Source organism: Streptomyces sp. CB02959 (assembly GCF_002803155.1).
GTDB lineage: Bacteria > Actinomycetota > Actinomycetes > Streptomycetales > Streptomycetaceae > Streptomyces.
Window position 1 is genome coordinate 38959 of sequence record NZ_NNBP01000039.1, and the last position, 13942, is coordinate 52900.

Sequence of the window (13942 nt, forward strand, 5' to 3'; positions counted from 1 at the left end):
CGGTGCCCCTTAACGGGCCGGCCGGATCAGGCCGCGGCGCCCGACTCCTCGGCCTGGCGCCGGAGTTCCTTCTTGTCCGGCTTGCCGGCGTCGGTCAGCGGCAGTGCGTCGACGAAGGTGATCCGGGCCGGTTCGTACATCGCGCCGCGGACCTCGCGCACCATCGCGCGCAGCTGCTCCGCGTCGACGTCACCGCCGGGGGTCCGCACCACCGTCGCGTGCACCCGCTCCATCCGGTCCGCGTCGCGGACGCCGTAGACGGCGCTCTGGAGCACCTGCGGGTGCGAGTTCAGCAGGTCCTCCAGCTCGGTGGTGTACACATGGCCGCCGACCACGACGATCATGTCCTTGAGCCGGTCGACGATGGTCAAGTAGCCCTCGTCGTCCAGGAATCCGACGTCCCCGGTGTGCAGCCAGCCGTCCCGCAGGACCTCCGCGGTGAGCTCCGGCTGCTTCCAGTACCCCTGCATGATCATGGCGGAGCGGACGCAGACCTCGCCGTGCTCGCCGGTCGGCAGATCGCGTCCGGACTCGTCGCGGATCGCCACCTCGACGGCGGGCAGCACCTTGCCGGCCGAGCGCAGCCGGTCGGGGCGCTCGGGGTCGTGGTCCTCGGGCAGCAGCACGCTGATGCCGCCGGCCTCGTTCTGGCCGTAGCCCTGCATGAGCACCGGCCCGAACGCCCGGACCGCGTCGGCCAGTCGGGCCGGTGACGCCTGGCAGCCGCCGTAGGTGACCATCCGCAGGCTGGAGGTGTCGGTGTGCGGCCGGTCTGGGTGGTCCATCAGCTGGTACAGCAGCGGCGGCAGCAGGAACAGCGCGGTGATCCGCTCGCGCTCGATGGTGGCGAGGACCTCCTGCGCGTCGAAGTCGTCGAGCAGGACGACGGCGCCGCCGGAGTACAGCATGGTGTCGGCCATGTAGCCGGCCGCGTGGGCGAGGGTGGTGCAGACCAGCTGCCGGTGCTCCACGCCCTCGTACTCCGGGAGCACGCCCTGGAACCACCGCACCTGCTCGAAGGTGGTGCAGATGCCCTTGGGGTGGCCGGTGGTGCCGCCGGTGTGGCGGATGGTGCAGATGTCGTCGGGCCGGGCGTCGGCGGCGAACGGCTCGTCGCTCCGGTCGGCGGCCAGCTCCAGCAGGTCGGTGCCCAGCTTGGCCGGGCCGAGTACCAGGACGTCCGGTACGGGTGCCAACTCGACCAGTTCCGCGGCCCGTTCGACCAGTCGCGGGTCGACGATCAGGGCGTGCGTCTCGACGTCGCGGACGATCGCGGCCTGGGAGTCGGCGGAGAGCTTGTTGTACAGGTGGTTGACCCGGGCGCCGACGAGGTTGGCGGCGTAGCGGGCGGCGACGGTCTCGGGGAGGTTGCCGCTCAGCAGGGTGACGGTGGTGCCGCGGGTGACTCCTCGGTCGCGCAGGGCGCGGGCCATCCGCAGGACCAGGGTGCGGAACTCGCCGCCGGTGACCCGGCGGCCCTGGTGGACCAGGACCTCGCGGTGCGGGTCGCGGTTAAGTGCATCGAGGTTCTCCTCCACATATGTGCGGAACGGCTGGTCGGATATGGGCATTGGGGGAGTCCTCCTGACCCCGGCGGCGTATGGGGGTACGCCGGTGGTGCGACTGACTATTATTGGTTGCCTCCAGCAACTAAAGTCAGAGTAGTCCCAAGAGATCGACATCTCCAAGTCGGATGCTCCCGCGCGGGCGTTGTCCGGCCATCGCCGAGTGGATCAATATCGTCAACCCGGTCGCCCGGCCGGGGAAAGGCGGCCCATAATGCTCCATCCGGTGCGGTCCCCGCCTCTGGTGGGACCCGCTCTGCCTGCGGGTCCGTCCGGTGTCGAGAGATGATGGAGGGCAGCGGCAGCACGGCATGAACCGGCCGTGCACGGAGCGCCACGGCTGTCGGTCAGGAGACCGGCGGAAGGAGTGCCTGGATGGGTGCGACCGACGCGTTCCCGGACAGTGCTGCCCAGGCCGGGGCCGGCCCGGCACAGCCCGGCGGCCTGCTGGACGTGCTGGGCGTGGCCGCCGTCATGCTCGACGCCAAGGGCCGGATCACGCTCTGGAGTCCCCAGGCCGAGGAGCTCTTCGGATGGACCGCCGAGGAGGCGCTCGGCCGGTCCGCCGCCCGGCTGCTGGTCCACCCCGAGCACGTCGACCTCGTCCTGCGCCTCTTCGCGGAGGTGATGTCCGGCGGTGAGAGCTGGGCCGGGGTCTTCCCCGTCCGGCACAAGGACGGCGGCACCCGGCTGGTCGAATTCCGCAACATGCGGCTCCAGGACGAGCACGGCGCCTCCTACGCCCTGGGCATCGCCACCGACCAGGCCGTGCTGCGCGAGGTGGAGCGGGACCTGGCGCTGTCGGTGCGGCTGGTGGCCCAGTCGCCGATCGGGCTGGCGGTGCTCGATGCCGACCTGCGGTTCGTGATGGTCAACCCGGCGCTGGAGCGGATCAACGACCTGCCCGCCGAACAGCACATCGGCCGGCACGTCCAGGACGCCCTGTCGTTCCTGGAGACCGACGTCATCGAGGAGCGGATGCGCGAGGTGCTGGCCACCGGCCGGCCGCTGCTGAACCAGTTCTCCGTCGGCCGCACCGCCGCCCACCCCGACGTCGACCAGGCGTGGTCGGTCTCGTACTACCGGCTGGAGGACGCCAACGGACGGGTGCTGGGCCTGGCCACCTCCGTCGTGGACGTCACCGAGCAGCACCGGGCCGCGACCGAGGCGGCCCGCGCCCGCCGGCGGCTGGCGATCATCGCGGACGCCTCGGCGACCGTCGGCACCACCCTGGACGTCGGCCAGACCGCCCAGGAGCTGGCCGACGTCATCGTGCCCGAGCTCGCCGACCTGGCCGCCGTCGACGTCCTCGACGCCGTCCTGGACGGCCGCCGGCCCGGCGTGCCCGGCCGCGGCGGCCCGGCCCGCTTCCGGGCCCTGGCGGTCGCCGCGGCCGGTGAGACGCCCGCCGTCGGCGCCGCCGACCCCACCGGGCAGCTCGCCGCCTACGAGACCGAGCGGCTGATCACCCGCTGCGTCACCGCGGCCCGCCCGCTGCTGGTCGCCGACGTGAGCCCGGAGGACCGGCGGCACATCGCCGCCGATCCGCAGGGCGCGGAGCTGCTGCGGGAGGCCGGGCTGCACTCCTATCTGGCGGTGCCGCTGATCGCCCGCGGCGAGGTGCTGGGCGCGCTGTCGCTCTACCGCACCGACAACCCCCTGCCCTTCGACGAGGACGACGCGGCGCTCGCCGTCGAACTGGCCTCCCGGGCGGCGGTCTGCATCGACAACGCCCGCTCCTACCAGAGCGAACGACGCACCGCGCTCACCCTCCAGCGGCACCTGATGAACCACCGTCCGGCGGAGCCCGCCACGATGGACATCGCCTACCGCTACCAGCCCGCGCAGGCGGCCAGCGAAGTGGGCGGCGACTGGTACGACGTCATCCCGGTCGCCGGGGACAAGACCGCGCTGGTCGTCGGCGACGTGATGGGCAGTGGCATCAACGCGGCCGCCACCATGGGGCAGCTGCGCACCACCACCCGTGCGCTGGCCGACCTCGACCTCGCACCGGCCGACGTGCTCCACCACCTCGACCACATCGCCGGCGGCCTCGACCCGGCCTTCGCGACCTGTCTCTACGCCGTCCACGACCCGCACCGGGAGGAGTGCCGGATCGCCGTCGCCGGCCACCTGCCGCCCGTCGTGGTGCGGCCCGGCCGCCCGCCGGAACTCCTCGACCTGCCCACCGGCGCCCCGCTCGGCGTGGGCGGCGTCGGCGACGTGGCCTTCGAGCAGACCGTCGTGCCGCTGCGCGCCGGCGACCAGCTGGTGCTCTACACCGATGGCTTGATCGAGACCCGCGACCAGGCCATCGACACCCGCCTGGACCGCCTCCTCGGGCTGCTCGCCGAGCCCGAACGGCCGCTGGAGGAACTCTGCGACCGCCTGCTGAGCGAGCTGCGGCACGGCAACGACCACGACGACGTGGCGCTGCTGATCGCCCGCATCCGGGGCAGCGAGGGCTGAATCCCGCCGGTGCCGCGCGGAACGGCGAAAGTCGCCGGGCCGCGCGGCCGACGAATCCGTAGCGCCGCAAAGGCTCGCGAAATCCGCGTGGATGGGGCCCACTCGACATGGATAACCGTGTTTAGTGCGTCAACGGCTACGGATTTCGTTGCCACGCGGGCTTAACGAACTCTTGACGGGAGTGCCCGACGGAGGTTGTATTCCGGTCACCGAAGCGGCCCCGCAGTGCATCTGGTGCGACCGCTCACCGGCACTCCTCCCCACAGTGCCGCCCCCTCCTGCCCTCCAGCACCGATGGGACCCGGATGACCGATATGCCCACCACGCCCGTTGTCACCGCCACCGCAGCGCCGGAAGCCCGGACCGCGAAACCGGCGGACAGTCCCAAACTCACCCGGTCCATCGGTGTGGTCGGCGGCACTCTGCTCACCCTGTCCTGCCTGACCCCGGCGTCCTCGCTCTTCGTGATCGTGCCCGACTCGTTCGCCACCCTCGGCACCGGCACGGCACTGACCATCGCCATCGCGGCGGTGCTCTGCGTGGGAGTGGCCTTCACCTACTCCGAACTGGGCACCCTCATCCCCAGCTCCGGCGGCGAATACGCCATGGTCGGCACCCTGATGGGCCGGCTCGCGGGCTGGCTGGTCTTCGTGCTCTCCCTGATCGTCGTCATGATCGTGCCGCCCATCATCGCGCTGGGCACCGCCGACTACCTGGCCCCGATCGTGCACCTGGACAAGCAGGCGACCGCCGCCGCGGTGATGCTGCTGGCGACCGCCATGGGCCTGCTCGACCTGCGCGCCAACGCCTGGATCACCGGCATCTTCCTGGTCCTGGAGGTGGTGGCCGCCGCGGTCGTGGCGTTCCTCGGCTTCACCCACACCCAGCGGTCCGCGAGCACCCTCGTCCACCCCGTCATGGACGCCGGGCACGGCACCAGTACCGCGGTCACCGGCGGGCTGATCGTGACCGGGCTCGCCACCGCGCTCTTCATCCTCCAGGGCTTCTCCACCGCGGTGTACCTCGCCGAGGAGATGGAGAACCCGCGGCGCAACGTCTCCCGGACGGTGCTGTGGACGCTGGCCATCGGCGCCGCCGTGGTCCTCGTCCCGGTCGTCGCCATCACCCTCGGCGCCCCCGACCTCAAGACGCTCGGCGCCGGTGACGTCGCCGGCATGGTGCAGGGCTGGAGCAACTCCGCCATCGGCACGTTCGTCAGCCTCTGCATCGCCCTGGCGATCATCAACGCGGCGATCGTGATGGTGATCCAGAACTCCCGGGTGGTCTTCTCCTCGGCCCGCGACGCCGCCTGGCCGACCCCGGTCAACCGGATCTTCTCGCACGTCGGCGGGCGCTTCGGCTCACCCTGGGCGGCCACCCTCGCGGTCGGCGTCCCCGGCGCCGCGCTGTGCTTCGTCACCCTCGACACCCTGAACGAGGTCACCGGCGTGGCCGTCGCCGGGATGTACGTCTTCGTCGCGCTGGGCGCCCTGGTCTCCCGTCGCGGTGAGCACAAGAACCGGCTCGCCTGGCGGATGCCGCTGTGGCCGGTGGTCCCGGCGCTGATCGTCCTGGTCCTGGCCTGGGTGCTCTGCCAGCAGAGCGCCAAGAGCCTGCTGATCACCGGTGGGGTGGTCGCGGCGGCCACCGCCTACTGGGCCCTCTACCTCCGCCCGCGGCAGGACAGCCACTGGGTCATCTCGGTACCCGAGGACGAACTGGCCACGGCCGCCGAGCCGGCCCGCTCCTGACCGCCCGCGCCCTCACCGGCCGTCGGGCCGGGACAGCGCCAGCGCGTCCAACAGCAGACACACGTGGTCGACGGCATCCCGCCCGGCGGGGCCGTCGGCCACGTCCGCGTCGTCCAGCAGCCCGGCGGTGGCCCGCAGCAGCGCCAGCAGCCCGGCGGTCGCCCGCTCCACCGGCTCCGGGTGCGCGAGGGCGACACGGATCTGCTCGCCGGACAGCGGCAGCCCCGTCTCCAGGAAGCGGAACAGCGCGACGGCGGCGCGGCGGTCCGCGTCGTTCGGCTGCCACGCCCCGCGCGCATGGTGGTCGATGAGCACCGCCGCGTCGGCACGGATCTCCTCTGCTGCAACATGCATGCCCACGAACGTCTCATACGCGCCAGGCGGCCCCCGACCCGGCTCCGACCGCCCACCGACCGCCGCCGCACCCCGCCCGACTCCCGAGTAAGCGCCGCTGACCAGGAACGTTGCCCGCGGCGGTGGCACTGTCCGGCAGATCCACGGCCGCTCCGCAACCATCCCGATCTGTGGGAAGAGTTACATGGAGGGAGCCGGGAGGCGCACACCCGTAGCCGGGAAACAGACCCACAGGTTTTACTGGCGCTGCTGTGCCGCAGGCTTTCCGGGGCCGCTGCGCTGCGCAGTGCGCGGCTCGCCCACCGTATGCGGGAGGTGTAGAAAGAGGACATGGCCGGACGCTACGGCCGCCCGCGTTCGGTTCTGAGGATGCGAACTGTCGCTGGTCAGGTCTTTCTCCTGCAAGTGGCGATCGTGGTCTTGCTCGTCGCCGCCGCCATCGCGGCCCTGGTGCTGCAGTCCGGGACCGACTCCGAACGGGAGGCCCGGAACCGCTCGGTCGCCGTGGCCCAGACCTTCGCCAGCGCGCCCGGCCTCGAAGCGGCCCTCAAGAGCCCCCACCCCACCGCCGTGCTCCAGCCCCGCGCGGAAGCCGCCCGCAAGGGCTCCGGGGTCGACTTCCTCGTCGTCATGAACACCCAGGGCATCCGCTACACCCACCCGCTCACCGACCGCATCGGCAAGAAGTTCGTCGGCGACATCGGGCCCGCCCTGGACGGACAGGTGGTCACCGAGAAGATCACCGGCACCATCGGGCCGCTCGTCCAGGCCGTGGTGCCCGTCGTCGGCACCGGCGGCAAGGTCGTCGGCCTGGTCTCCGCGGGCATCACCATCAGCAAGGTGAGCGGCGTCGTCAACGACCAGTTCCCGCTGCTGTTCGGTTCCGCGGCCGGGGTGCTGCTGCTCACCACCGGCGGCACCGCCCTGGTCAGCCGCCGGCTGCGGCGCCAGACCCACGGGCTGGGGCCGGAAGAGATGACGCGGATGTACGAGCACCACGACGCGGTGCTGCACGCGGTCCGGGAAGGAGTGATCATCGTCCGCGGCGACGGGCGGCTGGTGCTCGCCAACGACGAGGCCCGGCGGCTGCTCGACCTGCCGCCCGACGTCGAGGGCCGCCAGGTCGCCGAGCTGGGGCTGGACCCGGCCACCGCCGTGCTGCTGGAGTCCGGCCGGGTCGTCACCGACGAGGTGCACCCGGTCGGGGACCGGCTGCTCGCGGTCAACCAGCGCTCCACCGCACGCGCCGGCGGCCCGCCCGGCAGCGTCACCACCCTCCGCGACACCACCGAACTCCGGGCCCTGACCGGCCGCGCCGACCTCGCCCGCGGGCGGCTGAGACTGCTCTACGACGCCGGCGCCGAGATCGGCACCACCCTGGACGTGGTGCGCACCTGCGAGGAACTGGCCCGGTTCGCCGCCGAGCGGTTCAGCGACATCGCCACCGTCGACCTGGCCGAGTCGGTGCTGAACGGCGAGGAGCCCGAGACCACCGGTGCGGCCGTCGCGATGCGCCGCACGGCCATCGGCGGCGAGGTGCCCGAAGGGTCGCTCTACCCGGTGGGCGAGCCGATGCAGTTCGCGCCCACCACCGTGCTCGGCACCCGGCTGCCGGCCGGCGAACCGGTCCTGGAGGCCGACCTGACCGCGTTCTCCGGCTGGCAGCGGCAGGACCCCGAACGCGCCCGGCAGATCGTCGCGCACGGTATCCACTCGTTGATCGCGGTCCCGCTGCGGGCCCGCGGCGCCATCCTGGGCGTGGTCCTCTTCTGGCGTGCGCACACCCCCGAGCCGTTCGACGAGGACGACCTCTCGCTCGCCGAGGAGCTGGTCGCCCGCGCCGCGGTGAGCCTCGACAACGCCCGCCGCTACACCCGCGAGCACACCATGGCCGTCACCCTCCAGCGCAGCCTGCTGCCGCGCGGCCTGCCCGACCAGAACGCCGTCGAGGCCGCCTTCCGCTATCTGCCCGCACAGGCCGGCCTCGGCGGGCTGGGCGGCGTCGGCGGCGACTGGTTCGACATCATCCCGCTGCCCGGCACCCGGGTCGCCCTGGTCGTCGGAGACGTCGTCGGCCACGGCCTGCACGCCGCCGCCACCATGGGCCGGCTGCGCACCGCCGTCCACAACTTCGCCAACCTCGACGTGCCGCCCGACGAGCTGCTGTGGCACCTCGACGAACTGGTCACCCGGATCGACCTGGACGAGGGCGCGGACGGCACCGGCAACGGCCCCAAGGCCCCGATCACCGGCGCCACCTGCCTCTACGCCATCTACGACCCGGTCACCGGCGCCTGCACCATGGCCCGCGCCGGACACGTCCAGCCGCTGGTGCTGCGGCCGGACGGCAGCGCGGAGTTCGTCGAGGTGCCCGGCGGCCCGCCGCTCGGGCTCGGCGGGATGCCCTTCGACACCTGCCGGCTGGAGCTCGCCGAGGGCAGCCGCCTGGTGCTCTACACCGACGGGCTCATCGAGGACCGCTCCCGCGCCATGGACGAGGGCATGGCCCTGCTCGGCCGCGCCCTCGCCGACCGTCCCGGGCTGACCCCGGAGGAGACCTGCGAGGCGGCGCTCGAAGCGCTGCTGCCGGACCGCCCGACCGACGACATCGCCCTGCTGGTCGCCCGCACCCGGCGGCTGGACGCCGCGCGCATCGCCGACTGGGACGTCCCCGCCGACCCCTCCGCGGTCGCCCAGGTGCGCGCCGCCGCGGTCCGCAAGCTGATCGAGTGGGGGCTGGCCGACGAGGCGTTCACCACCGAGCTGATCCTCAGCGAGCTGGTCACCAACGCCATCCGGTACGCCGTCGGTCCGATCCGGGTCCGGCTGGTCCACGACCGCTCGCTGATCTGCGAGGTCGCCGACCACAGCAGCACCTCCCCGCACCTCCGGCACGCCGCCAGCACCGACGAGGGCGGCCGCGGCCTCTTCCTGATCGCCCAGCTGGCCGAGCGGTGGGGCACCCGCTACACCGGCGACGGCAAGGTGATCTGGACCGAGCAGACGCTGTCCGACGCGAACCGGGCTCCGGAGGCCCCCGCCGACCGCGGGCCCTGACCCGGTCAACTACCGACTGCTACCCTCCAGTTGCGCGAAACGCGCAGCTTGCGGCAGTCGGAGCAGGACACGGCGGGAGGGGCGCGGTCACGTGACCAGTGGGGGACGTCCGGCCATCCGGCACCGGCGGGAGCGCATGGCGGAGCTGCCCGGCGCGGGCGGTGGCACCGTGCACGACGCCGCCCGCAGCCGCCGCACGGACCGGATCCGCGTCGCCCGCGGGACGGCGGCGGCCCGATGAACGACGCTCCGCGGACCGGCGACCCGACGGCCGGCACCGCCACCGCGCTCTCCGGGGCGGTACCGGCCAAGCGCTGGCTCTACGTCATCCCGGTCGCCGCGATCATGTACATGCTGGCGTACCTCGACCGCAACAACGTCTCCGTCGTCCTCCCCTACATGCACGGCGACCTGGACCTCTCCAACGCCGACAAGGGGCTGGCCGGCGGCATCTTCTTCCTCGGCTACGTCTTCCTCCAGATCCCGGCGGCCGTTCTCGCGCAGCGCTGGAGCGCCCGGAAGACCGTCCTGATCCTCATGGTCGCCTGGGGCCTGTCCGCAGTGCTGTCCGGCCTGGTGCAGTCCCGGGCCCAGTTCTACGCCGCGCGGTTCGTGCTGGGCTTCTTCGAGGGCGGCGTCTGGCCGGCCGTGCTGATCCTCCTCGCCTCGTGGTTCCCGCTCCGCGAGCGGGCCCGCGCCAACGCCCTGTGGATGGCCTGCCTGCCGCTGTCGTCGGTGCTGATGGCGCCGCTCTCCGGCTGGATGCTCGACCACGCGAGCTGGCGCTGGGTGCTGGTGCTCCAAGGGGTGCCACCGCTGTTGTGGGCGCTGGTCTGGTGGTTCGCGGTCTCCGACCGGCCCGCGCAGGCCCGCTGGATCTCCCCGGCGGAGGCCGACCACCTGGCGCGGGCGCTCGCCGCCGACGAGGCCGCCAAGCCCGCGACCGGCGGCGGCTCCTACCTCGGCGCGGTCCGCCAGCGGTCCGTCCTGGTCCTCATCGGGGTCTACTTCTTCTGGATCACCGGCTTCTACGGTTTCAGCCTGTGGCTGCCGGCCGTCATCAAGGAGCTCACCCACAACGGCTCCGCCACCGAGGTCGGACTGCTGACCGCGGTCCCGTTCACAGTGGCGCTGGTCGTGATGATCGGCAACGCCGTCTGGTCGGACCGCACCGGCCGGCGGCGGCAGGCGGTCGCCATCCCCTTGGTGGTGGGCATCGCGGCGCTGCTGCTGGGGCAGGCGGTACACGGCGCCGTGCCGCGGATGCTGCTGCTGTGCGTCACGGCCGCCGCGGTGTACGCGCCCTACGGCCCCTTCTGGGCCATCCCCGGCCAACTGCTCCGCTTCGAGGTGGTGGCCGTGGCGATGGGCCTCATCAACGCCCTGGGCAACCTCGGCGGCTTCGCCGGCCCCTACCTGGTGGGCTGGCTCACCGACGTCACCGGCACCAGCCTGACCGGTTTCGCGGTGCTCGCCGGCTTCCTGGCGGTGGCCGTCATTCTGGTGACGCTCGGGTTGCGGCCCGGTCCGGCGCGGCCCGGCGGCGGCTCCGCGGGCATTCCGTCGGACGAGGCGAACTCGCCTTCCAGCAGCGTGAGTTGAGGCCGGTCGGCGCGAGCTCACGCGATTGGCGGTAAGTCGGGTTTTAATATCTTTCGCCAGGGTGATCCCTGAGGGGATCGATATCACCCCTCAGTACTCCTGAGGAGCAGACATGCGCATCCGTGCCGTGATCGCAGTCAGTGCCCTGGCCGTCGGCATCGTCCTGGGCGGAGCGAGCACCGCGCTCGCCGGTGGGAAGGGCCACCACTACGGCAAGGGCTGGTTCGCGGGCCGCTCGTTCGACGCGGCCGTCATCGACGGCAACCCGGTCTTCCACGACGGCTTCCACAAGCGGCACTTCGCGCACGACGGCTCGAAGTGAGCGACGCGGCCGCCGCGTGACGTCATCGGACGCGCGTCGGCGGGTGCCGGCCGGGACCCACCGCCTTCGGGCGACCCGGCCGGCATCTGTCATATGAGGCGCGGTGCGGCCGCCGGGCCCGGTCAGGCGTCGCGCGAGGGGCGGTGCGGGGGGATCTCGGGGAGGGCGTGCAGCGCCAGCAGGCCGCGCAGGAAACCCTCCCGGTCGGCGGTCGGGAGGTCGGCGAGCAGGTGTTCCTCGCCGCGCTGGATGTCGGCCTGGACGGCGTCCCGCAGCCGCCGTCCCTCGGGGGTGACGGAGACCAGCCGGACCCGGCGGTCCCCGGGGTCGGGCCGGCGGTGGATCAGCCCGCGGGACTCCAGGTCGTCCAGGATCGGAATGATCCGGGTCTTGTCGGCCCGGATCGCCTCGGCCAGGGCGGCCTGGGTGCGGATCGGGGTCTCGTCGAGGCGCAGCAGCACCGCGTAGGCCCACATCGTCAGCCCGTGCGCGTCGAGCACCGGGCGTTCGGCGTCCACCAGGGCGCGGCACAGCGGGACCAGCATCGCGGCCAGGTCGGGGCGGGCGGTCGGCCGCCCTCGGGTCGGGGTGTCCCTGGATGCTGCGTGCTCGGCCATGCAAAGGAAAATACCCCTTGACAGATCATGTGCGCATGCAGATCGTAAGCGCATGCATACGAACTCGACACAGGACGCGGCGCACACGGCGCCCGCGACGACGGAACGGGCGGACCTGGACCGCCTGCGGAAGCTCGACGCCCGCGCGGTGCGGGACAGCGTGGCGCTGGTGAACCGGCTCGCCCCCGGCGACCTGGCCCGGCCCACCCCCTGTGCGGGATGGGACCTGGCCGCGCTGCTCGGCCATCTGGCGGCCCAGCACCACGGGTTCGCGGCGGCCGCGCTGGGACGCGGGCGGGACCTGGCGCACTGGGCGGTCCGCCCGGTCGGCGACGACGCGACAGCGGCGGCGACGCACTACCGCCATGCCGCCGACGACGTCCTCGCGGCCTTCGCGACCGTGGCGGACCCCGACCTCCCGTTCGCCCTCCCGGAATTCACCACCGATCGGACCATCCCCGCCGCCCAGGCCATCGGCTTCCACCTCATCGACTACGTCGTCCACAGCTGGGACCTCGCGCGGAGCCTGGACCTGCGCTACGACCCGGACCCCGAACTCCTCGACGCGGCCCTGCCGATCGCCTTGGCCGTCCCGGACGGCGCCGCCCGGCTCGCCCCCGGCAGTTCCTTCCGCCCCGGCCTGCCGGTGGCCGACGGCACCGGGACGCTGGACCGGATCCTGGCGCTGCTCGGCCGCTCGGCGGACTGGCGGGCGCCGGCATGCTGAGGACCTCCTGGATCGCCGGTCCGGACAGCGGTCGGCCCGGCCCCGCGCTCGTCAGCGTCACCGACCTCCGGCTGTCCGCGCTCGCGGACCTGCCCGGTGTGTACCGCGCGGCCCGCCGGCTCGCGGAGGACTGGCCCGTGCTGGACGGCGCGCACGGCATGTGGCTCTGGGCCCGCCCGACGGCCCGCCGCTGCGGCGCGGTGGCGATCTGGCGGGACCGCACCGCCCTCGCCGGATTCCTGGGCGCACCGGCGCATGTGGCGGTCATGCGCCGCTACCGGGGGCGCGGCACCGTGGCGTCGTCCACCTGGGAGGTGCCGAGCGCCGCGCCCGACGAGGTCTGGTCCCGCGCGGCGGCCGGCCTTCGCGGCTAGGTCGGGTCCGGCGGAACGGGGGGATGGACCGGCCCTGGAGTTCCTCACCCGCGACCGGGGGAGCCGGGCCGCAGTGTCGGTCGGCGGGCGAGCGCCACGCCGGCCAGGCACAGTGCCCCGCCCGCGAGGGTCAGCGGGCCGGGCACCTCGCCCAGGGTCGGCCAGGACATCAGGACCACCAGTACCGGCACCGCGTAGGTGGTGGCGCCCAACCGGCCCGCGGTGCTGCGGGCCAGGGCGAACGCCCAGGTGGTGAAGGCCACGGCGGTGGGGAAGACGCCGAGGTAGACCATGTTCAGGGTCGCCGGGAGGGGCGCGCGGCCCGCCTCGGAGACCAGGGTGCCGGCGAACGGCAGACAGACGACGGCGCCGGTCAGGCAGCCGTAGAAGGTCACCGTCAGCGCGCCGGTGTGGCGCAGCGCGGGCTTCTGGGCGGCCACCCCGCCGGCGTAGCCGACGGCGGCCAGCAGGCAGAGCAGGACGCCGAGCACGGACGACCGGCCGCCGCCGGACATCGACAGGCCCACCACCGCCACGCCCGCGAAGGAGACCGCCAGCCCCGCGAACAGCCCGCGCGGCAGCCCCTCGCCCAGGAACCGGGCGCCGAGCAGGGCGATCAGGATGGGGCCGGTGTTGACGAGCAGCGCCGCCGTGCCGGCGTCCACCTCCCGTTCGCCCCAGTTGAGGGCGATCGTGTAGATGCCGAACCACAGCACGCCCGAGCAGAGGATGCCCGGCCAGGCGGCGCGCGGCGGTCGGCCGCCGCCCCGGACGAGCAGGAACAACCCCAGGACCAGCGAGCCGGTCAGCAGGCGGCCGAGGGCCAGCGCGCCGGGGGAGTAGGCGGTGCCGGCGCTGCGGATGGCGACGAACGCGGAGGCCCAGAGGACGACGGTGACGGCCGCGGCGGCCAGCGCGGGCCGGCTGGCGGAGGGCTGGGTGGGAGAGGGCCCGGCGAGAGGTATGGGGGAGGGGGCGGCGGTTTCTCGGGAGGGGGTCGTCATGCGGAGGAGCCTAGGTCGGCGACTGTTCGGTATTCGGCGAAGTGTTGTCGTATAAGAGGGGAGTTGACCTGCGCATGTCGGCCAACGGCCAGCCGGTTTC

The 13942-nt window shown here is 73.1% G+C and carries 12 protein-coding genes; 8 read left to right on the plus strand and 4 right to left on the minus strand.

Annotated features, from left to right (window positions below):
• Positions 1 to 26: 26 nt before the first annotated feature.
• A complete protein-coding gene (locus CG747_RS41080; RefSeq protein ID WP_100606997.1) occupies positions 27 to 1571 on the minus strand; it encodes an AMP-binding protein in 1545 nt (514 codons plus the stop codon).
• Positions 1572 to 1940: 369 nt separating this feature from the next.
• Here CG747_RS41080 and CG747_RS41085 point away from each other — a divergent pair, with 369 nt between their 5' ends.
• The gene (locus CG747_RS41085; RefSeq protein ID WP_100606998.1) at positions 1941 to 4034 is read left to right on the plus strand and encodes a SpoIIE family protein phosphatase; all 2094 of its coding nucleotides are present in this window, start codon (positions 1941 to 1943) and stop codon (positions 4032 to 4034) included.
• A gap of 305 nt (positions 4035 to 4339) precedes the next feature.
• Entirely contained in the window at positions 4340 to 5785 is a 1446-nt protein-coding gene (locus tag CG747_RS41090) for an APC family permease (protein ID WP_257981068.1), read from the plus strand.
• Positions 5786 to 5797: 12 nt separating this feature from the next.
• Here CG747_RS41090 and CG747_RS41095 read toward each other — a convergent pair whose 3' ends face one another.
• Positions 5798 to 6139 (minus strand): hypothetical protein, encoded by a 342-nt coding sequence (locus tag CG747_RS41095; protein ID WP_100607037.1) that lies wholly within the window; start codon positions 6137 to 6139, stop codon positions 5798 to 5800.
• A gap of 330 nt (positions 6140 to 6469) precedes the next feature.
• Here CG747_RS41095 and CG747_RS41100 point away from each other — a divergent pair, with 330 nt between their 5' ends.
• The 4 genes from CG747_RS41100 (at position 6470) to CG747_RS41110 (ending at position 11120) form a co-directional block, all read left to right on the plus strand.
• The gene (locus CG747_RS41100; RefSeq protein ID WP_100606999.1) at positions 6470 to 9196 is read left to right on the plus strand and encodes a SpoIIE family protein phosphatase/ATP-binding protein; all 2727 of its coding nucleotides are present in this window, start codon (positions 6470 to 6472) and stop codon (positions 9194 to 9196) included.
• A 91-nt stretch (positions 9197 to 9287) separates the two neighbouring features.
• Entirely contained in the window at positions 9288 to 9437 is a 150-nt protein-coding gene (locus CG747_RS48545; RefSeq protein WP_180985938.1) for a hypothetical protein, read from the plus strand.
• Entirely contained in the window at positions 9434 to 10798 is a 1365-nt protein-coding gene (locus CG747_RS41105; RefSeq protein WP_100607000.1) for an MFS transporter, read from the plus strand. Before CG747_RS48545 ends, CG747_RS41105 begins: the two co-directional genes overlap by 4 nt.
• Before the next feature lie 112 nt (positions 10799 to 10910).
• Entirely contained in the window at positions 10911 to 11120 is a 210-nt protein-coding gene (locus CG747_RS41110; RefSeq protein WP_100607001.1) for a hypothetical protein, read from the plus strand.
• A gap of 122 nt (positions 11121 to 11242) precedes the next feature.
• Here CG747_RS41110 and CG747_RS41115 read toward each other — a convergent pair whose 3' ends face one another.
• A complete protein-coding gene (locus tag CG747_RS41115; protein ID WP_100607002.1) occupies positions 11243 to 11737 on the minus strand; it encodes a MarR family winged helix-turn-helix transcriptional regulator in 495 nt (164 codons plus the stop codon).
• A gap of 52 nt (positions 11738 to 11789) precedes the next feature.
• Between CG747_RS41115 and CG747_RS41120 the strand changes: the two genes are divergently transcribed.
• Both CG747_RS41120 and CG747_RS41125 read left to right on the plus strand, forming a co-directional pair.
• Positions 11790 to 12464 (plus strand): TIGR03086 family metal-binding protein, encoded by a 675-nt coding sequence (locus CG747_RS41120; RefSeq protein ID WP_100607003.1) that lies wholly within the window; start codon positions 11790 to 11792, stop codon positions 12462 to 12464.
• Positions 12458 to 12838 (plus strand): hypothetical protein, encoded by a 381-nt coding sequence (locus tag CG747_RS41125; RefSeq protein ID WP_257981069.1) that lies wholly within the window; start codon positions 12458 to 12460, stop codon positions 12836 to 12838. Before CG747_RS41120 ends, CG747_RS41125 begins: the two co-directional genes overlap by 7 nt.
• Positions 12839 to 12882: 44 nt before the next feature.
• Here the strand turns inward: CG747_RS41125 and CG747_RS41130 are convergent, their stop codons facing one another.
• Positions 12883 to 13842 (minus strand): DMT family transporter, encoded by a 960-nt coding sequence (locus CG747_RS41130; RefSeq protein ID WP_100607004.1) that lies wholly within the window; start codon positions 13840 to 13842, stop codon positions 12883 to 12885.
• Positions 13843 to 13942: the final 100 nt, after the last annotated feature.